Origin of the sequence: Intrasporangium sp. (assembly GCF_035688975.1) — a bacterium.
GTDB lineage: Bacteria > Actinomycetota > Actinomycetes > Actinomycetales > Dermatophilaceae > CALMNV01.
Window position 1 is genome coordinate 21516 of the sequence record NZ_DASSMH010000092.1, and the last position, 22210, is coordinate 43725.

General features: G+C 73.6%; 16 protein-coding genes. 7 read left to right on the top strand and 9 right to left on the bottom strand.

The genetic code is table 11. The features are described 5' to 3' along the window. Window positions 1–311: 311 nt before the first annotated feature. Complete coding sequence (tpx, locus tag VFJ94_RS10030; protein WP_325004064.1) at window positions 312–812, top strand: thiol peroxidase; 501 nt, start codon at window positions 312–314, stop codon at window positions 810–812. 98 nt (window positions 813–910) lie between these two features. On the opposite strand, the gene glpK is transcribed toward tpx, so the two are convergent. Then, the gene (gene glpK, locus VFJ94_RS10035) at window positions 911–2434 is read right to left on the bottom strand and encodes a glycerol kinase GlpK (RefSeq protein WP_325004065.1); all 1524 of its coding nucleotides are present in this window, start codon (window positions 2432–2434) and stop codon (window positions 911–913) included. A 105-nt stretch (window positions 2435–2539) separates the two neighbouring features. Between glpK and VFJ94_RS10040 the strand changes: the two genes are divergently transcribed. From VFJ94_RS10040 to VFJ94_RS10060, 5 genes are read left to right on the top strand one after another with little or no spacing between them, the layout of a single operon-like run. Continuing rightward, complete coding sequence (locus tag VFJ94_RS10040) at window positions 2540–4279, top strand: glycerol-3-phosphate dehydrogenase/oxidase (protein ID WP_325004066.1); 1740 nt, start codon at window positions 2540–2542, stop codon at window positions 4277–4279. A 37-nt stretch (window positions 4280–4316) separates the two neighbouring features. Further along, entirely contained in the window at window positions 4317–5324 is a 1008-nt protein-coding gene (locus VFJ94_RS10045) for an L-lactate dehydrogenase (RefSeq protein WP_325004067.1), read from the top strand. Window positions 5325–5364: 40 nt separating this feature from the next. Then, window positions 5365–6723 carry an MFS transporter gene (locus VFJ94_RS10050; RefSeq protein WP_325004068.1) on the top strand — a complete coding sequence of 453 codons (1359 nt, stop codon included), beginning with the start codon at window positions 5365–5367 and terminating at the stop codon, window positions 6721–6723. After that, window positions 6720–8579 carry a DUF294 nucleotidyltransferase-like domain-containing protein gene (locus VFJ94_RS10055; protein WP_325004069.1) on the top strand — a complete coding sequence of 620 codons (1860 nt, stop codon included), beginning with the start codon at window positions 6720–6722 and terminating at the stop codon, window positions 8577–8579. The genes VFJ94_RS10050 and VFJ94_RS10055 overlap by 4 nt, the downstream gene beginning before the upstream one ends. Then, window positions 8576–9262 (top strand): exonuclease domain-containing protein, encoded by a 687-nt coding sequence (locus VFJ94_RS10060; RefSeq protein WP_325004070.1) that lies wholly within the window; start codon window positions 8576–8578, stop codon window positions 9260–9262. Before VFJ94_RS10055 ends, VFJ94_RS10060 begins: the two co-directional genes overlap by 4 nt. A 128-nt stretch (window positions 9263–9390) precedes the next feature. On the opposite strand, the gene VFJ94_RS10065 is transcribed toward VFJ94_RS10060, so the two are convergent. Then, window positions 9391–10242 carry a DNA-formamidopyrimidine glycosylase family protein gene (locus tag VFJ94_RS10065; RefSeq protein WP_325004071.1) on the bottom strand — a complete coding sequence of 284 codons (852 nt, stop codon included), beginning with the start codon at window positions 10240–10242 and terminating at the stop codon, window positions 9391–9393. A 189-nt stretch (window positions 10243–10431) separates the two neighbouring features. Here VFJ94_RS10065 and VFJ94_RS10070 point away from each other — a divergent pair, with 189 nt between their 5' ends. Continuing rightward, complete coding sequence (locus tag VFJ94_RS10070) at window positions 10432–11082, top strand: hypothetical protein (RefSeq protein WP_325004072.1); 651 nt, start codon at window positions 10432–10434, stop codon at window positions 11080–11082. Window positions 11083–11149: 67 nt separating this feature from the next. Here the strand turns inward: VFJ94_RS10070 and VFJ94_RS10075 are convergent, their stop codons facing one another. From VFJ94_RS10075 to VFJ94_RS10105, 7 genes are all read right to left on the bottom strand, one after another. Next, window positions 11150–11638, bottom strand: coding sequence for an allene oxide cyclase barrel-like domain-containing protein (locus tag VFJ94_RS10075; protein WP_325004073.1), 489 nt, complete (start codon window positions 11636–11638; stop codon window positions 11150–11152). Window positions 11639–11753: 115 nt separating this feature from the next. Further along, a complete protein-coding gene (locus tag VFJ94_RS10080; RefSeq protein WP_325004074.1) occupies window positions 11754–16565 on the bottom strand; it encodes an ATP-dependent helicase in 4812 nt (1603 codons plus the stop codon). A 261-nt stretch (window positions 16566–16826) separates the two neighbouring features. After that, complete coding sequence (locus VFJ94_RS10085; RefSeq protein ID WP_325004075.1) at window positions 16827–18092, bottom strand: FAD-dependent oxidoreductase; 1266 nt, start codon at window positions 18090–18092, stop codon at window positions 16827–16829. Window positions 18093–18174: 82 nt separating this feature from the next. After that, on the bottom strand, window positions 18175–18882 hold the full coding sequence (locus VFJ94_RS10090) for a maleylpyruvate isomerase family mycothiol-dependent enzyme (RefSeq protein ID WP_325004076.1): 708 nt from the start codon (window positions 18880–18882) through the stop codon (window positions 18175–18177). Continuing rightward, window positions 18882–19724, bottom strand: a complete 843-nt coding sequence (locus tag VFJ94_RS10095) for a fumarylacetoacetate hydrolase family protein (protein ID WP_325004077.1) — start codon at window positions 19722–19724, stop codon at window positions 18882–18884. Before VFJ94_RS10095 ends, VFJ94_RS10090 begins: the two co-directional genes overlap by 1 nt. After that, window positions 19724–20869, bottom strand: coding sequence for a cupin domain-containing protein (locus tag VFJ94_RS10100; protein WP_325004078.1), 1146 nt, complete (start codon window positions 20867–20869; stop codon window positions 19724–19726). The genes VFJ94_RS10095 and VFJ94_RS10100 overlap by 1 nt, the downstream gene beginning before the upstream one ends. A gap of 22 nt (window positions 20870–20891) precedes the next feature. Beyond that, window positions 20892–22166: an MFS transporter gene (locus tag VFJ94_RS10105; RefSeq protein WP_414654593.1), complete on the bottom strand. Its 1275-nt coding sequence runs from the start codon at window positions 22164–22166 to the stop codon at window positions 20892–20894. Window positions 22167–22210: the final 44 nt, after the last annotated feature.

Below are 22210 nucleotides of genomic sequence, written 5' to 3' on the forward strand. Positions count from 1 at the left end.
CGGCGGCCTCGCCGACCGGTGCGGCGCCTCGGCCTCGGTGACCTCCCGGGCGACGGCATGGAGTCAGCAAATCACGTCCCGCCATCCGACCCCGTCGAGTGGCCACTTGCGTACGCACCCCCGCCCCGTCGAGTGGCCACTTGCGTACGCACCGAACTGGCCACTCGACCAGGTTTGCGCGCGAGCCCCCCGCCCCGACCGTCGAGTGGCCACTTGCGTACGCACCGAACTGGCCACTCGACCGGGGCTGGCGCACGGAAGTGGCCACTCGACGTAGGGAGAGCGGGAGGAAGCCTGCTAGAAACGTGGCCATGGCATCCATCACCCGTCGAGGCGCCACCGTCCACACCGTCGGCGAGCTCCCCGCCGTCGGGTCGACCGCCCCCGCGTTCACCCTGACCGGCACCGACATGCGCGACGTAACCCGCCCGGAGGGCGTCCGGACGGTGCTCAACATCTTCCCGAGCGTCGACACCGGGACCTGCGCCACCAGCGTGCGCACCTTCAACAAGCTGGCCGCCGACCTCGCCGACACGCACGTCATCTGCGTGTCCGCCGACCTGCCCTATGCCCTCTCCCGCTTCTGCGGCGCCGAGGGCATCGACAAGGTGACCACCGCGTCGAGCTTCCGGTCGACGTTCGGCACCGACTACGGCATGACCATGACCAGTGGCGACATGCGCGGCCTGCTCGCCCGCTCCGTCGTCGTTCTCGACCGCGACGGCACGGTCCTGCACACGCAGCTCGTGCCCGACATCGGCCAGGAGCCGGACTACGAGGCCGCGCTCGCCGCGCTGGGCACGCCGCGCTGACCTGCCGCTTCCCGTTCGAGGTGATCCGCGACCACCCGCGGTCGCCGAATACCTCGAACCGGCGGCGGGCGGGCGGCGGGCGGGCAGCGGGCAGCGGGTCAGGGGGTGTCGGCGTCGACCCAGTCAAGGGTGCGGCGCACCGCCTTGGTCCAGTTGCGATAGAGCCGCTCCCGCTCGGCCGCCTCCATCCGCGGCGACCACCGCCTGCCCTCCCCCCAGTTGGCGCGCAGCTCGTCGGTCCCCGACCAGAAGCCGACCGCCAGCCCCGCGGCATACGCCGCCCCGAGCGCGGTCGTCTCGGCGACGACGGGTCGCACGACGTCCACCCCGAGCAGGTCCGCCTGGAACTGCATCAGGGTCTCGTTGACGACCATGCCGCCGTCGACGCGCAGCTCGGTGAGCGGCACCCCGGAGTCGGCGTTCATCGCCTCGAGCACCTCCCGCGTCTGGAAGGCCGTGGCCTCCAGGGCCGCGCGCGCGATGTGCGCCCGGGTGACGTAGCGGGTCAGCCCGACGAGGGCACCTCGGGCGTCGGGCCGCCAGTGCGGGGCGAAGAGGCCGGAGAAGGCCGGCACGAAGTAGGCACCGCCGTTGTCGGCGACCGACGTCGCGAGCGCCTCCACCTCGTCGGCGGAGCCGATGATGCCGAGGTTGTCCCGCAGCCACTGCACGAGCGACCCGGTGACCGCGATCGCCCCCTCGAGGGCGTAGACGGCGGGCGCGTCGCCGAGCCGGTAGCAGACCGTCGTAAGCAGCCCGTGCCGCGAGGCGACGATCGTGTGGCCGGTGTTGAGGAGCATGAAGTTGCCGGTGCCGTACGTGTTCTTCGCGCTCCCCGGTTCGAGGCAGGCCTGCCCGAACGTCGCCGCCTGCTGGTCCCCGAGGATGCCCGCGATCGGTATGCCGTCGAGCGCGCCCACCCGGCACGTGCCGTAGACCTCGGACGAGGAGCGGATCTGCGGCAGCAGGGCGGTCGGGACGCCCATCTCCTGGGCGATCGCCTCGTCCCAGGCCAGCGTGCGCAGGTCCATGAGCAGCGTCCGGGACGCGTTGGTCACGTCGGTGACGTGCACCCCGCCGTCCTGCGCGCCGGTGAGGTTCCACACCAGCCAGCTGTCGATCGTGCCGCACAGCAGCTCGCCCGCCTCGGCCCGCTCCCGGGCCCCCTCGACGTGGTCGAGCACCCAGCGCACCTTCGGCCCGGCGAAGTACGTCGCCAGGGGCAGCCCGGTGACGTCGCGCCAGCGACCCGGCCCCTCCTGCCCGGCGAGCTCCTCGCAGATGGCCTGGGTGCGGGTGTCCTGCCAAACGACGGCGTTGTGGATGGGCTGCCCGGTCGCCCGGTCCCACACGACGGCCGTCTCCCGCTGGTTGGTGATGCCGACCGCGGCGATCTGGCCCGCGCCCACGTCGGCGTTGGCGAGCGCGCCGCCGACGACCGCGAGCGTGTTGCGCCAGATCTCCACCGGGTCGTGCTCGACCCACCCGGCGCGCGGGAAGACCTGCCGGTGCTCGCGCTGCTCGACACCCACGACCCGCCCTGACCGGTCGAAGACGATGGCCCGCGTGCTCGTGGTGCCCTGGTCGATCGCGACGACGTAGGTCTGCTGCGAGGTCGGCATGGGTCGACGGTAGCGACCCGCCCGCGGCGCCGGGCCCCTCGCGACAGGGCTGTCTAGAGTGGACGGGCCACCACTGCCGCGCAGGGCCTTCGCAAAGGAGAAGCGATGACGACACCCGTGCGTCTCGACGGGGACTACCGCGCCCGATCGTGGGCCCGTCTCGGGAGCAAGCACTTCGACGTCCTCGTCATCGGCGGTGGCGTGACCGGCGCGGGGGCGGCCCTCGACGCGGCCACCCGCGGCCTGTCGACGGCGCTCGTCGAGCAGCGCGACTTCGCCTCGGGCACCTCCTCCCGGTCCTCGAAGCTCTTCCACGGCGGCCTGCGCTACCTCGAGCAGATGAACTTCGACCTCGTGCGTGAGGCGCTGCGCGAGCGGGAGCTCATGCTGAGCCGGATCGCGCCGCACCTCGTCCGGCCGGTGCCGTTCCTCTATCCGCTCAAGGGCCGGGTCTGGGAGCGGCCCTACGTCACGGCCGGTCTCACGCTCTACGACACCATCGGTGGGGGGCGCTCCGTGCCGCGCCACCGGCAGCTGACCCGCACCGGTGCCCTCAAGCTCGCGCCTGCGCTGCGCTCGGACTCGCTCACCGGCGGCCTGCTCTACTACGACGCCCAGGCCGACGACGCCCGGCACACGCTCACGACGGTGCGGACGGCGGCGGCATACGGCGCGACGGTCCTGAGCTCCGTCCGCGTGGTCGACCTCGTGCGAGCCGGCGAGCGCGTCGTCGGCGCCGTCGTCGAGGACGTCGAGACGGGTGAGCGCACCGAGGTGTCGACGTCGGTCGTCGTCAACGCCACGGGGGTGTGGACCGACGACATCCAGGCCATGGCCGGCGGCCGGGGCCGTTTCCACGTCCGGGCCAGCAAGGGCGTGCACGTCGTCGTCGCCCGCGACCGGATCAACTCCGAGACCGGCCTCATCCTGCGCACCGAGAAGTCGGTCCTCTTCGTCATCCCGTGGGGGACGCACTGGATCGTCGGCACGACCGACACCGACTGGGAGCTCGACCGCGCGCACCCGGCCGCCACGCGGGCCGACATCGACTACATCCTGGGGCACATCAACGCCGTCCTCAAGGTGCCCCTCACGCCCGCCGACATCCAGGGCGTGTATGCCGGTCTGCGGCCCCTGCTCTCCGGCGAGAGCGAGGACACGTCGCAGCTCTCGCGCGAGCACGCGGTCGCGCGGTCGCAGCCCGGTCTCGTCTCCATCGCGGGCGGCAAGTACACGACCTACCGCGTGATGGCGGCCGACGCGATCGACGCCGCCCGGCAGGACATCGGCGGCGACGTGTCCGACAGCGTCACCGAGGACATCCCGCTCTCCGGCGCCGAGGGCTACGTCGCGCTCGTCAACCAGATCGACCGGCTGGCCCGGCACCAGGGGCTGCCGGTGTGGCGGGTCACCCACCTGCTCGAGCGCTACGGCTCCCTCGTGCACGAGCTGTTCGCCCTCGCGGAGTCCGATCGCTCGCTCTACGAGCCGCTGCCCGGTGCGGAGGAGTACCTCAAGGTCGAGGCGCTGTATGCCGTGACCCACGAGGCCGCGCTGCACCTCGACGACATCCTCACCCGGCGCACGCGCATCTCCATCGAGACCCCCTCCCGCGGCGTCGACTCGGCGCGCGCGGTGGCCGAGCTCGTCGGGCCGGTCCTCGGCTGGGATGCCGAACGGGTCGAGTCGGAGGTGGCGGCCTACGCCGCCCGGGTCGACGCCGAGCTCGAGTCGCAGAAGGAGCTCGTCGACTCCGAAGCCAACGCCGAGCGGCTCAGCGCGCCGGACGCGCGGCGGATCCCGGTCAGCCGGGACCAGCCCGAGGAGCTCGCGGCCGGCGACTGAGCCCGCGCCCTCTGCACCCTCTCACTACGCTGGCCGCATGGTCCCCGACCCCGTGAGCCCGTCAGCGCCCGCCACCGCGTCAGAGCCGCCCGCCCGCCGCACCCACCCCTCCAAGGTCGCCATCGTCGGCGCCGGCGCGGTCGGCGCGACGCTCGCCTACGCCACGCTCATCAAGGGCGCCGCCCGAGAAGTCGTCCTCTACGACGTCAACCGCGCCAAGGTGGACGCGGAGGTCCTCGACATCGGGCACGGCATCGAGTTCATGCCGATGGGCTCGATCTCCGGCTCCGACGACATCGGCATCTGCGCGGGCGCCGACATCGTCGTCGTCACCGCCGGCGCCAAGCAGAGGCCCGGGCAGAGCCGGATGGATCTCGCCGAGGCGACGATCAACCTCACGAAGACGCTCGTCCCGCGTCTCGTCGACGTCGCGCCCGAGGCCATCCACCTCATGGTGACCAACCCCGTGGACGTCGTCACGCACGTCGCGCTGAAGCTGTCGGGGCTGCCCTCGCACCAGCTCTTCGGCTCCGGCACGGTGCTCGACTCCTCCCGCCTGCGCTGGCTCATCGCGCTGCGGACGGGGGTCGCGGTCCACAACGTGCACGCCTACATGGTCGGGGAGCACGGGGACACGGAGTTCCCTCTGTGGAGCGCGTCGAGCATCGCCTCGATCCCCCTGCTCGACTGGCCGCAGACCGGCGCGAACAAGCTCGACGCGACCGACCGGGAGGAGATCGCCCGCGACGTCGTCGGCGCGGCCTACAAGATCATCGAGGGCAAGGGTGCGACGAACTACGCGGTCGCCCTCGCGGGCGCCCGGATCATCGAGGCGATCCTGCGCGACGAGCACCGCGTGCTGCCCGTGTCCTCGCTCCTGACCGACTACGCCGGCATCAGCGACGTGTGCCTGTCCGTGCCGAGCATCGTCGGCAGCGAGGGAGTCCGGTCCACCCTGCACGTGCCGATGAACGACGAGGAGGCGGCCCTGCTGCGGGCGAGCGCCGAGCGCATCCGGTCGGTCGCGGCGGCCTTCGGCTTCTGAGAGCGCCCCACACGCGAGGGGCGGCGTGGTGGACGGGCCCATGGCGGGGGAGCACCGGCTGCTGACCCTGGCGATCCTCGCCCTCGTCACCATCATCGCCTTCGAGGCGATGGCCGTCTCGACGGCGATGCCGGTCGTCGCCCGGGAGCTCGACGCCGTGCGGTCCTACGGCCTCGCCTTCTCGTTCCTGCTCACCGCCGAGCTGCTCGGCATCGTCCTGTCCGGCCTCTGGTCGGACCGACGCGGCCCCCTGCCGGTGCTCGTCGCCGGCCAGCTCCTCTTCGCCGTCGGGTGCGTCACGGCCGGCCTCGCGGTGGGCTTCCCCATGCTGCTCCTCGGCCGCCTCGTCGCCGGCCTCGGGTCCGGCCTCGACATCGTGGCCATCTACGTGGTCATCGGCCGGTCCTACCCGGAGGCGCTGCGCCCCAAGGTGTTCAGCTGGATCTCGGCCGCCTGGGTCCTCCCCTCGCTCGCCGGGCCGCCCGTGGCCGGGCTGCTCACGACGACGTGGTCCTGGCGTTGGGTCTTCCTCGTCGTCGTGGCGCCCATCGCGGTGACCTTCGCGGTGGTGCTCAGCCAGCGAGGCCGCATCGTGGGCGACGCCCCGCGGCCGGCGGGCGACGGGTCGCAGCGCCGCGTCGCCTGGCTCGGCCTCGCCGTGGCGGTGGCTGCCGGAGCGATGCAGGTCGGGGCCGAGCGGCTCGTCCCCCTCGACCCGGGCGCCCTGCTGCTCACCGCCGCGGGCCTGGCGGCGGTGGCGCTGGTCTTTCCCCGGCTCGTCCCCCACGGCACGCTGTGGATGGCGCGCGGCCTGCCTGCCGTGCTGGCCAGCCGGTTCCTGCTCACGGCGGCGTTCAACGGCGCCATGACCTTCGTGCCGTTGATGCTCGTGGCCTCCCGAGGTCTGACCCCGGCGTTGTCCGGGCTCATGCTCTCCATCGGCGCGCTCGGGTGGTCCCTCGGGTCCTTCCTGCAGGGCCGCGAGCCGCTCGCGGCGCACAAGGCGGCGCTCGTGTCGACCGGCGGCGCCTGCCTCAGCGCCGGGACCGCCGCGCTCGCCGTCGTCGCCGCGCTGGGCCTGCACCACGTCGTCGTGGGTGTCGCATCGGCGCTGTGCGGTCTCGGGATGGGCCTGGCCATGTCGGCCACCTCCGTCCTCTCCCTCTCGCTCAGCCCTCTGGAGCAGCACGGGAGCACCGCGTCGTCGCTCAACCTTGCCGACGTCCTCGGCAGCGTCATGGGGATCTCCGTCGCCGGGGCGGTCTTCGCCGCCCTGCACGACCCGGCGGGAGCAGACGTGGCGGTCTTCGTGCTCATGTGGAGCGTCCTCGCCGGGGTCGCGGCGCTCGTCGTGCCCGGCGGCCAGCGGACCCGCCCCGGTGCGACGATGGGGACGTGACCGACGTCGAGATCTCCGAGGTGGTGGAGTTCCTCGCCGATCAGGCTCCGTGGGCGGTCCTGGGCGAGACAGAGCTGCGCAGCCTGTCGCGTCGCCTCAGCATCCGCTACGCGCGTCGGGGCACCGCGCTCATGACGGTCGGGGCCGCCAACGACGAGGTCTTCGTCGTCCGGTCCGGCGCCGTGCAGGTCGACGACGACAGCGGCCGGCTCGTCGAGCGGTGCGGCGAGGGCGGCTCGTTCGGCACGACGACGCTCGACGGCTCGGCCTCGCGCTTCGCCGTCACCGCGATCGAGGACGCGCTGCTGCTCGTCGTGCCCGGACCGGTGTTCCGCGAGGTCACCTCGGCCCACCCCGCCGTCGCCGAGTTCTTCTCGGAGCAGCGGGCGACCAGGCTGCGGCGAGCCCTGGAGACGGTCCACGCCGCGCAGCGCGGGGCCGAGCTCCAGACCCCGGTCGGTGACCTCGTGCGCCGGCCGCCCGTGGCCGCCGCCGGGCACACCACCATCCGAGAGGCCGCCGCGACCATGGCCCGCGAGGGAGTGTCCTCCCTCCTCGTCGTGGACGGCGGCCGGCTCGTCGGCATCGTCACCGACCGCGACCTGCGCAACCGGGTGCTCGCGTCCGGCCGGGACCCCGGGGACGCCGTGCAGACCATCATGACGGCCGAGCCCGTCGTGGCCGCGCCCGACGACCGTGCCCTCGACGTCGTGTTGCGGATGACCTCCCGCAACATCCACCACGTGCCGGTCGTGCGAGGGGACGAGCCGGTCGGCATGGTGACGAGCTCCGACGTGCTGCAGCTCGCGCAGGCCGACCCCGTCGCGCTCGTCGGCGAGGCGGCCAAGCAGCGGGACGTCGCGGGGCTGGCGCGGATCGCGTCCCGGCTGCCAGAGGTCGTCGAGCGGCTCGTGGCCTCGGACGCTCCCGCTGACGGCGTCGCCCGGATCGTCACCGCGGTGGGCGACGCCATCGCGCGCCGGCTGCTCGTCCTGGCGGAGGAGTCGCTGGGGCCGGCGCCGGCGGCATACTGCTGGGTCGTGCTCGGCTCACAGGCCCGGCTCGAGCAGGGACTCGGGAGCGACCAGGACAACGCCCTCGTCGTCGCCGACGACGCGGATCCGGCCGACGCACCGTGGTTCGAGGCGCTGGCGCGGTTCGTCGTCGACGGGCTCGTCGAGTGCGGCTACCCGAGGTGCCCGGGCGACGTCATGGCCACCAACCCGGCCTGGCGGCAGCCGCTCGCGGCCTGGCGTCGGCTCTTCGCCGGCTGGCTCCACGCGCCGGTGCCCGAGGCGGTGCTGCGCTCGGCCATCTTCTTCGACCTGCGCGCGCTGCACGGAGACCCCGCGCTGCTCACGCCGCTACAGCGCCTCGTGCAGACGGCGGCGCCGCAGAGCGGGCGTTTCCTCGCGCACCTGGCCAAGCACGCGGTCGCCAACGAGCCGCCGCTCGGGTTCTTCCGCGGCTTCGTCCTCGAGCGGGAAGGCCAGCACCGCGCCACCCTGGACCTCAAGCGCGGGGGGGTCGGCGCGGTCGTCGAACTGGCGCGGGTGCTCGCCCTGAGCCGTGGACTCCCGCACGTGGGCACCGCGGCGCGGATCACGGCGGCCGCCGGTGCCGGCGCCATCGACCCACGGGCCGCGGCGGACCTGCGGGACGCCTACGAGTTCATCCGCCACGTGCGGCTCACCCACCAGGCCCGGCAGGTGCGGGCCGGGCTGCCTCCCGACAACTTCGTCGCGCCCTCGGAGCTGAGCGGCTTCGACAAGCGACACCTGCGCGACGCCTTCGCCGTCGTCCGCACCGCCCAGCACACGCTCGCCCGCAGCTACTCGCTCGGCTTCGTCTCGTGATCCTCGACCGGCTGGCACCCGCGGGCCGACGGCGCCGTCTCGCCGGGCAGGTGCCGCCGGGCCCGCTGCGGACGTACCTCGAGACCCCACCTCCCGGGCCGGGCACCGACGTGACGCGACTGCCCCTGCTCGCCCTCGACCTCGAGACGACCGGCCTCGACCCGCGCCGCGACGCCATCCTCTCCGCCGGGTTCGTCCCGCTCGACGGGCTCGAGATCACACTCTCCGGATCGGATGAGATCCTCTGTCGCGCTGACGTTCCCGTCGGGCAGAGCGCCGCGGTGCACGGCCTCACCGACGACGAGCTCCGGTCAGGCGTGGCGCTCGACGAGCTCGTGCAGCGCATCGCGGAGGCGCTGACCGGACGCGTCCTGCTCGCCCACCACGCACCGCTCGAGACCGGTTTCCTCACGGCGGCCGCCCAGCGGCTCTTCGGGGTGCCCTTCCCCGCGGCGGTCGTGGACACGATGGAGCTGCAGCGCCGGCTGCTCGGTCAGGCCCACGAGGCAGCCATCCCGCCGGGCGCGCTCCGCCTCCCGACCGCGCGGGCCCACCTCGGGCTGCCCCGGCACCGGGCCCACCGGGCGCTCGGCGACGCGGTCGCGGCAGCCGAGCTCTACCTCGCCCAGGTGGCCCGCCTCGGCGGGGGCAAGCCGATGACGCTGCGGGCACTGCAGCGATGAGCCCCCTCGAGTGGCCGGTTTGGTGCGCAGGCCTGCCGGTCGCTACGTCACTGCTGCCCCAGCGGGAGCAGTGACGTAGTCAGCCCGGGGAGAGGCCCCGGATGGCGGGCCACCGCCGGGCTCGACGCTCAGCGCCGTCGACCGCTCGAACCGAGAGGCACCTGCCGCCGGCCGTCGTCGGTCGGCCCGAGCCCGCCCTGGCAGGTGGGGCAGTAGAACATCGTGCGCTCCCGCATCGGTGGCCCGATGGGCGCGACCCGCACGAGCCCGCCGCACCGTCGGCACGGCCGACCGCTGCGGCCATGGACGTATGCCGTCTCCCCCCGCCGCCGAGAGCCGGTGCTCGTCTGCACGACGTCGACTCGCGCCCCCTCGAGCAGTCGGTGGGCGCGGGCGACGAGCCGCTCGACCACTGTCGGCCCGAGCTCGGCGGCCACCGCCCACGGGTGGACGCGCTCGAGGAAGAGCGTCTCGGCGGTCCACAGGGTGCCGAGCCCCGCGAGGTTGCGCTGGTCGAGCAGGGCCCCGCCGACCGTGGCCGTTGACGCGAGCACGTTGGAGACGGCCACCTCGGGGTCCCAGTCTGGGCCGAGGACGTCGGGCCCGAGGTGCCCGACGAGCTCGGACTCGCGAGCCGTCGGCACGAGGTCGAGCATCCCGAGCCGCAGGCCGAGCGCCGCCCAGTCCGCGGCTGCGACGAGGGCACGCAGGTCGGCCGACCGGCGCCAGCGCGCCGCGAGCGTCGGCGTCGCCTCGATGCGCCACTGCCCTTCCATCCGCAGGTGCGAGTGGAGCGTGATGCCCCCTTCGAGGCGGTGCAGCAGGTGCTTGCCGCGGCTGCACACCTCGAGCGTGGCCCGCCCGGTCACGTCGGCGGTCGCGAGCGAGGGCCAGCGCAGGTCCGACTCGATGATGGGCTTGCCGGCGAGAGCGGCGTGGAGTCGCTGCGCGGTCCGCCACACGGTGTCGCCCTCGGGCAACGGCTCATCCCTTCCTTGGCGGTTCGGCCAGCTCGTGCATGTCTGCCAGGAGCTCGCCGTCGCGATCCTGGTCGCCGATCCTGTCGCCCATCCTGGTCACCCATCCGGTCCGGCCGCGGCTCCGAACTACTGGGTGGGTCAAGGTGTGCCACACCGCGGGGGAGACCCAGACTGTAGGAGGACGTTTCCATGCACAAGAGATACGCGCTACTGCTTGCCGCACCGGCGGCCCTGATGCTGTCCGCCGGTGCTGCCACGGCGTCGAGCGCCGGACACTTCGGGGCCGACCTGCGACCCGTCCCGCACACCCCGACGGCGGACGGCGGCTCCAACGTGACCGGGACCGCGAAGCTGAGGCTGACCGGCCGGACGCTGCGCGTCGACATCAAGGCCGCCGGGCTCACGCCGAACGAACCGCACGCCATGCACATCCACGGCGTGCTTCAGGCTCGCAACGAGTGCCCCACCATCGCGGCCGACGTCAACACCGGTGACTCCATCGACCCCGCGACCTTTGTGGCGGGGGAGCCTGATGGCCTCATCTCGCTCAGCGAAGGTGCTCCGTCCTACGGCCCGATCGATGTCTCGCTCACCACGAGCGGGGACACCAGCCCCTCCAGCGGCCTCGCCCTCGAACGATTCGCCACGGCGGACTCCGAGGGTCGGCTCGACTACCACCGCACGTTCGCCATCCCCAAGGGCGTGGCGAAGGATTTGGCAGACCTGCACATCGTGCTGCACGGCACGGACCTGCCCTCTGACTCCGACCACAGTTCTCTCAGCAGCCTCTTCGAGGCGACCCTTCCGGTGGCCTGCGGAGAGATCAGCCGCGAGCGATGACCAGTGCCGGGGCGCCGCGCGGCGGCGTCCCGGCAGCGAGGTCACTCAGCGAAGGCCGCGCTCGCCGTCAGCCTCTGAGGCGGAGAGTGAGCGTCGACGTCGTCTGTGTCAGCTGGTGCACGCGCAGCTCACCGGACGCCTCCTTGAAGGCGCCCGACCCGCCGGTGACGGGCACGGTGAAGTCCTTCTGCCCGTCCACCACCAGCCCCTGGACGGCCACCTGTCCGCCGGCGAGCGAGAGGGCCGCCGAGCAGATCGCCTCGTGCAGCTTCATCGAGGTGAAGGTGCAGGCACCGCCGTCGTGCCCGACCTGCTTGCCGCCCATCATCAGCTTGCCGGAGAACACGAACTGGTCACCCAGGCTGGGGCCCTTGGCCCCCACGTCGACGAAGCTCTGCTCCAGCACCACCTCGGTCACCGTGATGGTCCGGTGCTCGCCGCCGTTGTCACCGTCAGACCCGGCTGCGGGGCTGGCGGGGCCCATGGCGAGGCCCACCAGGCCCGCGGCCGCCGCGGTGATGCCGAAGCGCTTGCTCATGCCGAATCGCTTGATCATTGTCTGCGTCCCCTTCTTCGGCGGCCGTCACCGTTGACGACCACAACCATCCGTCGTACTCCCTTGGACCTCCCCAGCGCAATGGCCGCCGTCCGGCAAGTCGCAGGCGCGCGTCTCAGCGGCGCAGGCGCAGCCCTCGGGGGGTCATGTGGAAGCCAGCCTGCGAGAGGGCGCTCACGAGGGGGTGGTCCGAGCCGAGCAGCGAGGCCCCGTCGGCCTTTTCGACGGTGAGCCTCCCGAGCGCCCCCTCCCGGACGGAGAGCGCGAGCGCGTCGGCGGCCGACTGGAGGGCCTCCCGGTCATCGGACCAGCACAGCATCGTGCGACCGCCGCGCTCGACGTAAAGGACGAGCTCGCCGTCGACGGCGACGACGAGGGCGCCGGCCTTGCGTCCCGGCTGGTGACCACGTCGCGCGCCGCCCGTGCCCCCGTCGTCCTCCCCGGCGTCGGCGAGGGGCCGCTCCGGCCATCCGAGCGCCGCCCCCCACGGGCTCGCCGGGTCGCTGGCGGCGAGGACGACCGTATGCCGGGTCGAGGCGCGCTGGTCGTCGGGCAGCCGTGCGGCAGCGCGAAGCCGGTCGACGGCGCCCGTCGTCGCGAACTGCGACGCCCCCAGCGACTCCACGAAGTAGCCGCGCCGCACCTTGCCCGCCTCCTCGGCGGCGGCGAGCACCCGGTAGACGGCAGCGAACCCGCCGGGCACGTCCTCGGCGACCACCGAGCCCCTGGTGAGCACGCCGTAGCGGTCGAGGAGCATCTCGGCGCTCGTGACGGCGCGGACCGTGGGATCGGCCTCGGCGAGCGGCAGGGCGGTCCACCGGCCCACTCCCGTCGGTGGTCCCGACCGGGCCGACGCGCCGGACGCCAGGCTCGCCGCAGCCGCAGCCGACTGCGCCGCCGCCAGACGCTCCGTCGCCGTCGGCTGCCCCGCCCCCGCGCCGAGCCCGGAGCCGCTCAGGGTGCCGAACCGGCCGAGCGACGCCCGCCGCCCGGCATACCGGGTGGAGCGCGGCGTGGTGCGGGCCCGCCTGTGCGCGGTGCGGCCGCCGGCGAGCAGGGCCCGCAGTGGCGCGATGGTGTCGTTGGTGAGGTGTCCCGCCCAGACGAGTGACCACAGCGCCTCGAGCAGCTCGGCGTCGGGAGAGCCGACCCGGTCGGCGAGCGCCCGGAAGAAGTAGGCGCCTCCACCGGCCAGCGCCTCGACGACGGCCTGCTCGGTGTCGGTGAGCTCCCGGTCCTCGGGCGGCGGCACGGTCAGGTGCGCCGTCTCGGCGAGGTGCAGGCTGACCCAGCCGTCGTCGCCGGGCAGGGCGCCGTGCCCGCGCCAGACGACGTCACCGGCGCTCATGGCCTCGTCGAGCAGCGCGGGGCGGTAGTCCGCGAGCCGCGCCGGCAGGACGAGCGCCTCGAGCGCGCTCGCCGGCACGACCGCGCCGGTCAGCTGCTCGACCACCCGGAGCAGTCCGTCGCGGCCCCGCACCTGGCCGCCGATGCCCTGCCACGCCGGCAGGAAGCGGGCGAAGTCGGCCTGGACCACCGGCTCCACCTCGTGCCGCAGCGCAGCCAGCGAGCGTCGGCGCAGCAGTCGCAGCACCTCGGCGTCGCAGAACTCCGGCCCGTGGCCGCCGCCGCTCTCGGTCGGCAGGAGCTCGCCCTCGATGACCCGGCCGGACGAGACGAGGCGGCGCAGCGCGTCCGAGGCCACGGCCGGCCCGATCCCCCACCACGACGCCACCGTCGCCACGGTGAAGGGACCATGCGTGCGCGCGAACCGCGCGACGAGGTCCCCGAGCGGGTCGGGCACCGGGTCGAGGAAGGCCTGCGGCACCCCCAGCGGCAGCGAGGTGCCGAGCGCGTCGCGCAGCCGCCCGGCGTCCTCCACCGCCGCCCACCGGTCCTGGCCGGCGACGCGCACGGCGATGACCCGGCGCCCAGACTCCAGCTCCGTCAGGGCCGCCTCGACATCGTCCGGCGGGAAGCCCTCGCCGCACCGGGCCACGACGTCACCCGTGGAGAGCGGCCCGAGGACGCGCAGCAGGTCGACGACGTCCTCGACGTCGCGGCAGCCCCGGTCGGGGGTGAGGCGCTGCAGCTCGGCCTCGGTGCGGGCCACGGCCTGCGGGTCGAGCAGGTCACGCAGGGCCAGGGACTCCCCCTGCCCGAGCAGCTCGGACAGCAGGCTGGGGTCGAGGGCGAGGGCGGCCGCCCGCCGCTCCGCCAGGGGCGAGTCGCCCTCGTAGAGGAACTGGGCGACGTAGCCGAAGACGAGCGACTTCGCGAACGGGGACGGGGACGCCGACTCGACGTCGACGATGCGCACCTCCCGCGAGCGGATGTCCGTCATGAGCTCGACGAGGCCCGGCACGTCGAAGACGTCCTGGACGCACTCGCGCACCGCCTCCAGGACGACGGGGAAGGTGGGGTACTGGCTCGCCACCTCGAGCAGCTGGGCGGCCCGCTGGCGCTGCTGCCACAGCGGCTGCCGCCGGTCGGGGCGGCGCCGTGGCAGGAGCAGTGCCCGCGCCGCGCACTCCCGGAACCGCGCTGCGAACAGGGCGGATCCGCCGATCTCGCCCGTCACGAGCGGCGCCACCTCGTCGGGATCCAGCGTCACGAGCTCCACGAGCTGCTGCCCGATCTGCCCGGCGGACGTGCCCTCGTCGAACTCGAGGTCAGGCAGCCGGAAGACGATCCCGTCGTCGCCGTGCATGGCCTGCACGTCGACCCCGAAGCGCTCGCGCATCCGGGCCGCCACGCAGAGCGCCCACGGGGCGTGCACCTGCCCGCCGAACGGCGACAGGACGGCGACGCGCCAGTCGCCGATCTCGTCGCGGAAGCGCTCGACGACGATCGTGCGGTCGTCCGGGACGTGCGCCGTCGCCTCCCGCTGCTCCTCGAGGTAACGAAGGAGGTTGTCCGCGGCCCACTCGTCGAGCCCCGCCCCGCGGACCCGCTCGCGGGCGCGCTCCGGGGACAGCCCGACGACCTCCCGGAGGAACCCGCCGACCGCCCGGCCGAGCTCCGCCGGACGCCCGAGCTGGTCGCCCTTCCAGAAGGGGAGGCGGCCCGGCGATCCCGGCGCGGGCGTGACGAGGACCCGGTCGTGCGTGATGTCCTCGATGCGCCACGTCGACGTGCCGAGCGTGAAGACGTCACCGACGCGCGACTCGTAGACCATCTCCTCGTCGAGCTCGCCCACCCGCCGACCGGGTCCGTCGCCCGAGGCGAGGAAGACGGCATACAGGCCCCGGTCCGGGATGGTGCCACCGCTCGTCACGGCGAGGCGCTGGGCGCCCCGCCGTCCCGACAGCGTGTCGGTGACCCGGTCCCAGACGATGCGCGGCCGCAGCTCGGCGAACTCGTCGGAGGGGTAGCGCCCGGCGAGCATGTCGAGCGTGGCCTCCAGCACCGATCGTGGCAGCGCCGCGAAGGAGGCCGTCCGCCGCACGAGCGCCTCGAGGTCGGCCACGGGCCAGTCGTCCATCGCGCACATCGCGACAACCTGCTGAGCGAGCACGTCGACGGGGTTGGCCGGCACGCGCAGCGACTCGATGGCTCCCGCACGCATCCGCTCGACCACGACCGCGGTCTGGACCAGGTCTCCGCGGAACTTGGGGAAGAGCACGCCTCGGCTCACCGCGCCGACCTGGTGCCCCGCCCGGCCGACCCGCTGCAGCCCGCTGGCGACGCTGGGCGGCGACTCGACCTGGACGACGAGGTCGACGGCGCCCATGTCGATGCCGAGCTCCAGGGAGCTCGTCGCGACCACCGCGGGCAGCCGCCCGGCTTTGAGCTCCTCCTCGATCGCGGCCCGGTGCTCCTTGCTCACGGACCCGTGGTGGGCGCGCGCGAGCACGGCGGGCGCGCCTCGGGAGGCGCCCGACTGGGCCATCACCTCGGCCGGTGGGCGCCTTGCCCCGTCGCCCGTATGCCGCGCAGCCTCCTCGTCCGCGGCGAGGGCCTGCCGGTCGTCCCAGATCTCGTTGAGCCGGGACGTGAGCCGCTCGGCCAGCCGGCGGGAGTTGGCGAAGACGAGGGTCGACCGATGGGCGGCGACGAGGTCGACGATGCGCTCCTCGACGTGCGGCCAGATGCTCGCCTGCGGCACGTTGCCCGCCGCGGGGCCCGAGAGGTCAGGCACGCCGGGCGACACCTCGGCCGGCGCCCCGGACAGCTCACCCATGTCGGGCACCGGCACGACGACCCGCAGGTCCCACTCCTTGGTGGACTCCGGCTGCACGACGTCCACGGGTCGCCCACCCGCGAGGAAGCGGGCCACCTCCTCCACGGGTCGCACCGTGGCGGAGAGACCCACCCGCTGCGCCGGACGGTCGAGGAGCGCGTCGAGCCGCTCGAGGCTGAGCGCGAGGTGGGCCCCGCGCTTGGTGCCGGCGACGGCGTGCACCTCGTCGAGGATGACGGTCTGCACGCCGCGCAGCGCCTCGCGGACCGAGGAGGTGAGCATGAGGAAGAGCGACTCGGGGGTCGTGATGAGGATGTCGGTCGGCGTCCGGGCGAAGGCGCGCCGGTCGGACGCGGGCGTGTCCCCCGACCGCACGCTGACCCCGATGTCAGGCACCGGGAGCCCGAGCCGCGTCGCGGCGTGCCCGATGCCGACGAGGGGCGCCCGCAGGTTGCGCTCGACGTCGACGGCGAGCGCCTTCATCGGCGAGACGTAGAGCACCCGGCAGCGGGCGAGCCGGTCCTCCGGCGCGGGGTCGCTCGCCATCCGGTCGATCGCCCAGAGGAACGCGGACAGCGTCTTGCCCGAGCCCGTCGGAGCCACGACGACGCAGTGGTGGCCGGAGCTGACGGCCGCCCACGCGCCCGCCTGGGCGGCCGTCGGCGCACGGAAGCTGCTCCGGAACCACTCCGCGGTTGCCGGGGAGAAGCGGTCGAGCGCGTCGCTCGTCGGGTGCGAGGCCATCGAGGCCAGACTGTCACGCCCCACCGACAAGGGTCCCCGCCGACCCTCCCCCCACACGTCGAGTGGCCACTTCCGTACCACCCCCCCACGTCGAGTGGCCACTTCCGTCCCGCCCCCCCACGTCGAGTGGCCACTTCCGTCCAACCCCCCACCTCGAGTGGCCACTTCCGTCCCACTCCCCCACGTCGAGTGGCCACTTCCGTCCCAGCGAGGACGGACCGAAGTGGCCACTCGACGGGGTGGCGGGTCTTGTCGCCTTCCTCAGGCCGGGACGCCCACGTCGGTCCGCTCGCCGTGGGGGAGGAACATCGCCGGCTCCTCCTCGGGAGTCAGCGCGGTCGGCCCGTAGAGCCAGTCGACGTAGCCGTAGTCCCGCACGTCCCGGCGCCGCATGATCTCGTTGCGCCACAGCCGCGCGTCGCCGGTCAGGTGCCAGAGCTCGCCCCACGACCGCGCGGTGGTGAGCACGCGGCGGCAGTGCTCAGGGCGCACGGCGTTGTAGGCCGCCAGCGCGGCGTCCCAGTCGAGCGCGTCGGCGGCGCGGCCGGCGGCGAGCTGGGCACCGACGTGCTCGGCGAGCACCCAGGCGTCCTCCATCGCCATGACCGCCCCCTGGGCGAGGTACTGCAGCGGTGGGTGGGCCGCATCGCCGGTGAGGGCGATCCGGCCCTGGACCCAGTCCATGAGCGGCTCGCGGTCGAACATCCGCCACCACCGGTCGCGCCACATCAGCGGCAGGCCCTCGCGCACCATGTCGCAGGTCCCCTCGAACGCCGCTTCGAGCTCGTCGGGTGTCCCCCAGTCCTCCTGCCCTGCAAGGGCCTTCGGCGACTCGAACACCGCCACCTGGTTGAACATCTCGCCCTGACGCAGCGGGTACTGCACGAAGTGGCACTTCGGGCCGACGTAGACGACGACGTCGCTCAGCGACACGCTGTGCTCGGCTATCTGCTCGACGGGCATGGCGCCGCGGTAGGCGACGTAGGCCGAGCTCACCGGGGCGTCGTCGGACAGCAGCCTCCGGGCCACCGAGTGCAGCCCGTCTGCCGCGATGACGACCGGCGCCTCCTCCCGACCGCCGTCGTGCACGGCCGCCGCCCCCACGGCGGTCTGCTCGTAGCCGGTCACCTTGACGTCCGTGACGAGGTCGACACCCGCCCGCTGGCAGGCCCGCAGCAGGGTGCCGTGGAGGTCGCTGCGGTGGATGACCAGGTAGGGGAAGCCGTAGCGCGCCTCGACGTCGGCGAGGTCCAGCCGCGAGAGCTCGGAGCCGTCCACGGCGTCCTTCATGACGATGTTGCGCGGCAGCACGCCGAGGGACTTGACCTCCTCGAGCAGGCCCCAGCGGGCAAGGATGCGAGTGCAGTTCGGCGCGATCTGCAGACCGGCGCCCACCTCGCCGAACTCCGCCGCACGCTCGAGGACGCGCACGCGCAGACCCTTCTGCGTGAGGGCGAGGGCCGTAGAGAGGCCCCCGATGCCGCCACCGACGACGACGACATCGGGACGGATTGCCTTTGGTGCCATGATGTTTCCTTCGGGTCGAGGTTCGGTCGGTCAGAGTCCTGGTTCAGAGCCCTGGTTTCCGAGCCGTGGTTCAGAGTCCTGCTCAGAGCCAGCGAGGCAGGGTGGGAACGGTGTCGTCGTCGGCGCGCAGGCCGGTGGCCGGGCGCCCGGAGAGGTATGCCGCGAGCTGCGTGAGCGGGCCGCGCACCGTCACGGGGCGGCCGGCTCCCATAACGGACCATCCGCGCGCGTCGTCGACGGCCCACAGCTCGAGGGCGGGTCCGTGGCCGGAGGCGCCGCGCTTGGCGGCGATCTCGTCGAGCAGCGCCACGACGAAGTCCACCGGGAGCCCCTCGACCGGCGCTCCGAGGTCGACGGCGTGGACCATGACTTCGCGAGCGCGCATCCACGGGACCTCCGACGCCGGCACGGTGCGACCCTGCGCAGTGCGGACCGGCCGCTGCCACTGCTCGTCGGTGAGGGAGGCGAAGCCGGCGTCGAGCCGGTCGGCTGACTCGCCGAGCCACGCCCGCAGCTCGCCCGCCGCACGCCGGGCCCCTGCAGCGATCTCGGACGCGCGGGCGTCCGGGGAGGAGTACATCGGGCGCTCCTCGCCGGTCCGCGCCCAGTGCACGAGGTTGCCCAGCGCGTCGGCGTTGGCGGCGACGTGGGCCACGACGTGCCTGCCGGTCCAGCCCGGCAGCCCCGTCGGGGCATCGAGCCCGGCATCGTCGGCCCCGTCGAGGACGCGCTCGAAGGTCGCGGTGCCCTCCTTGACCCAGGCCTGCGACAGCTCCAGTGGCACGGTCATCAGCGGGCCCCGTCTTCCACGACGAGGTTCTCGCAGCGACCGAGCCCCTCGACCTCGGTGACGAGCTTCTGCCCGGCCACCAGGAAACGGGCCGGCCTGCGGGCGTGCCCGACGCCGCCCGGGGTTCCCGTGGCGATGACGTCACCGGGGCGCAGGGTGCCCATCGTCGCGATGTACCGCACCAGCGTGACGGGGTCGAAAAGCAGGTCTCCCGTCGTGTCCGACTGCATCGTCTCGCCGTCGAGCTCCGTGCGGATCGCGAGCCTGGGGCGGACTCCACCCGGCAGCTCGTCGGGCGTGACGAGCCACGGCCCGAGGGGGGTCGTCGCCTCCCAGTTCTTGCCCTGGAGCCACTCGCGGGTGCGGAACTGCCAGTCGCGGCACGTCACGTCGTTGAGCACCGCGAAGCCCGCGATCGCGGCCTCTGCCTGCTCCACGGTCGGCCGCCTGACCTCGGTGCCGATGATGACGGCCAGCTCGCACTCCCAGTCGAACTCGTCGGTCTCGACCGGCCGTCGGATGTCGTCGCCCGCCCCGACGAGGGTGTCGGCATACTTGCTGAACAGCGTGGGGTACTCCGGCAGCTCGCGTCCCATCTCGAGGATGTGGGTGCGGTAGTTCAGGCCGACGCAGACGATCTTGCCGGGTCGGGGAACGACGGGCGCGTATGCCGCAGTGCCGACGTCGAGCGCCTCACCGGATGCCCGCTCGGCAGTCTGGCGCCAATTCGACTGAGCCAGCAGCGTCCCCACGTCCGGGACGCCGAGCGACACTGCAGTCGTGCTGTCGACGCGGACTGCCTCGGTGCCGCCGCCTGGCGTGCGGATGGTGGCGAGCTTCATCAGTGGGTCTCCTCGGTCTCGGTGCGGGACAGGTTGAGCGCCTCGAAGATGGGCGCGTCGCTGAAGCGGAACAGGTCGAGGGCGCCGGAGTCGGAGTCCGAGGCCGACGCCTCCGAGGTGACGGACAGCGGCTGCCAGGACGGCACGACGAAGAGGTCGCCGCGGGTGACGGTCCACGAGAGGTCGCCCACGGTGACCCGACCGGACCCGTCGAAGACCTGGTAGACGGACGAGCCGGTCTCCCGCCGCGGGGCGGTGTCGGCGCCGCGGGCGATCCGGTGGAACTCCGCGCGGATGGTCGGCAGCACGTCGGCGCCGTTGGTGGGGTTGGTGAACCGGACGGCCGCGTGGCCGCGCTCGAGCGTGGCGTCGACGCCCTGCGCCTCGAGCTCCAGCTGGTCCTGCAGCGCGCGGTCGGTGTGCTCCCAGCGGTAGCGCAGCAGCGGCGTGCCCGGCGTGCGCCCGAGGCGGGACACCGGCGCGAGTCCCGGGTTGCCCCAGAGGCGCTCGCTCCGGGAGCGCTCGGGCGTGACCCGCTCCTCGTCGGAGATGGCGTCCCGGCCGAACTCGAAGAACTGCGCCTCGGTGCCGTACTGGAAGGGGATGTCGAGCCCGTCGATCCAGGCCATGGGACGGGAGGCGGCGTTGTGGTGGGCGTGCCAGTTCCACCCGGCCTGCGGCAGGAAGTCGCCGCGCCGCATGGGCACGGGGTCGCGGCCGACGACGGTCCACACGCCCTCGCCCTCGACGACGAAGCGGAAGGCGTTCTGGGTATGCCGGTGCTCCGGGGCGTCCTCGCCGGGCATGAGGTACTGGATGGCCGCCCAGAGCGTCGGGCTCGCGTAGGGCTTGCCGCCGAGGGAGGGGTTGGCAAGGGCGATCGCGCGCCGCTCACCGCCGCGCCCGACGGGCACGAGGTGGCCGGCCCGGTCCGCGAGGGTGAGGAGCGTGCGCCACTCCCACCGGTGCGGCATCGCCTTGGACCGCGGGTGCGGCGGCATGAGGTCGCCGATCTCGGTCCACAGCGGGACGAGCAGCTCCTTCTCGAAGCCGCGGTAGAGGTCTGCGAGCTCCTCGGTGGGGGCCGGCTGGTCGGGGGCGTCGGTGGCACGCAGGCGCACCGGGGACGTGAGTTCAGCAGTCATGGCAGGTCCTTTCGGGTGAGCGTCAGTGGACGAGGGCGTCGACGGCCGGGCGCGCCGGCGCCGGGGCGGGCCTGGTGGCGACTGCGGTGAAGAGGAGCAGGACGGCGGCGAGCCCGGCCGCCAGGGAGAAGGCGAGGAAGTTGCTCCCGACGCCGAGCTTCGCGTCGAGCAGCCAGCCGCCGACCTGCGGGGCAAGGACGGCTCCGATGCGGCCGATCCCCAGGGCGAAGCCGAGCGAGGTGCCGCGCAGCTTCGGCGGGTAGTGGCTGGCGACGGCGGCGATGATGAGGCACTGGGTGCCGTGCGTGCCGACACCCGCGAGGATCAGGGCGGCATAGACCGGTCCGACCTCGGTGGGGTAGGTGAGCAGGAACGCGAGGCCGAGGGCAGCCACCGCGGCCGCGGCGACGGCGCTGCGCAGCGGGCCGAAGCGCACGCCGGCCCACGCGGTGACGACCGAGCCGAGGACCGCCCCGAGGTTGAGGGCGAGCAGGAAGAAGAGCGGCTTGCCGAGATGGAACCGGGCGTCCGAGCCCATGAGCTTGGGCAGCCACGTGCCGAGGCCGTACCACGCGAAGAGCGTCGCGACGGTGGCCGCGGCGAAGAGGATCGTCGGCCGGCGCCACTGGCCGCGGAGGATGGTGCCGAAGCCCGGCGCGTGCTCGCTGGCATGCTCCGCGTGGTCGTGCACGACGCCGTAGACGGCCTCGGTCCGCTCCGCCTCCGCGACCCGGCCGTGCGAGCGCAGCCAGGAGGGCGACTCGGGCAGCAGGGCGACGCACAGCGGCAGGAGGACGAGCACCGCGACGACGGCGACGGCATACATCGAGCGCCAGCCGAAGGCGGGCAGCAGCCACAGGCCGACGAGGGCGGCGACCGACCCACCGATCGGCACCCCGGACATCATGACGGTGGACACGGCCGACCGGTGCTTCCGCGAGACGAACTCCGCGGTCAGCGCGTTGGCGGACGGCACCAGGCCCCCGAGGCCGAGCCCGGCCAGGAAGCGGAAGGCCCCGAACACCTCCGGGCTCGCCGCCACCGCGCACAGCGCGGTAAAGAGCGAGAACCAGAGGGTGCACCGCAAGATGGTGCGTCGGTGGCCGAGCCGGTCGGCGAGGTAGCCGGCGGTGAGGGCGCCGACGAGCATGCCGGCGAAGGCGAGACTGCCGATGAAGCCCGCCGACGTCGCGGTCAGGTCCCAGCCGCGCTCGGCGAGCAGGGGCGGGATGGTCGTCCCGTAGACGATGAGGTCGTAGCCGTCGAAGACGACGATGAGCCAGGTGAGGAGCGTCACCAGCCACGCGGGCCGGGTGCGCAGGGAGGAGGATCGGGAGAGGG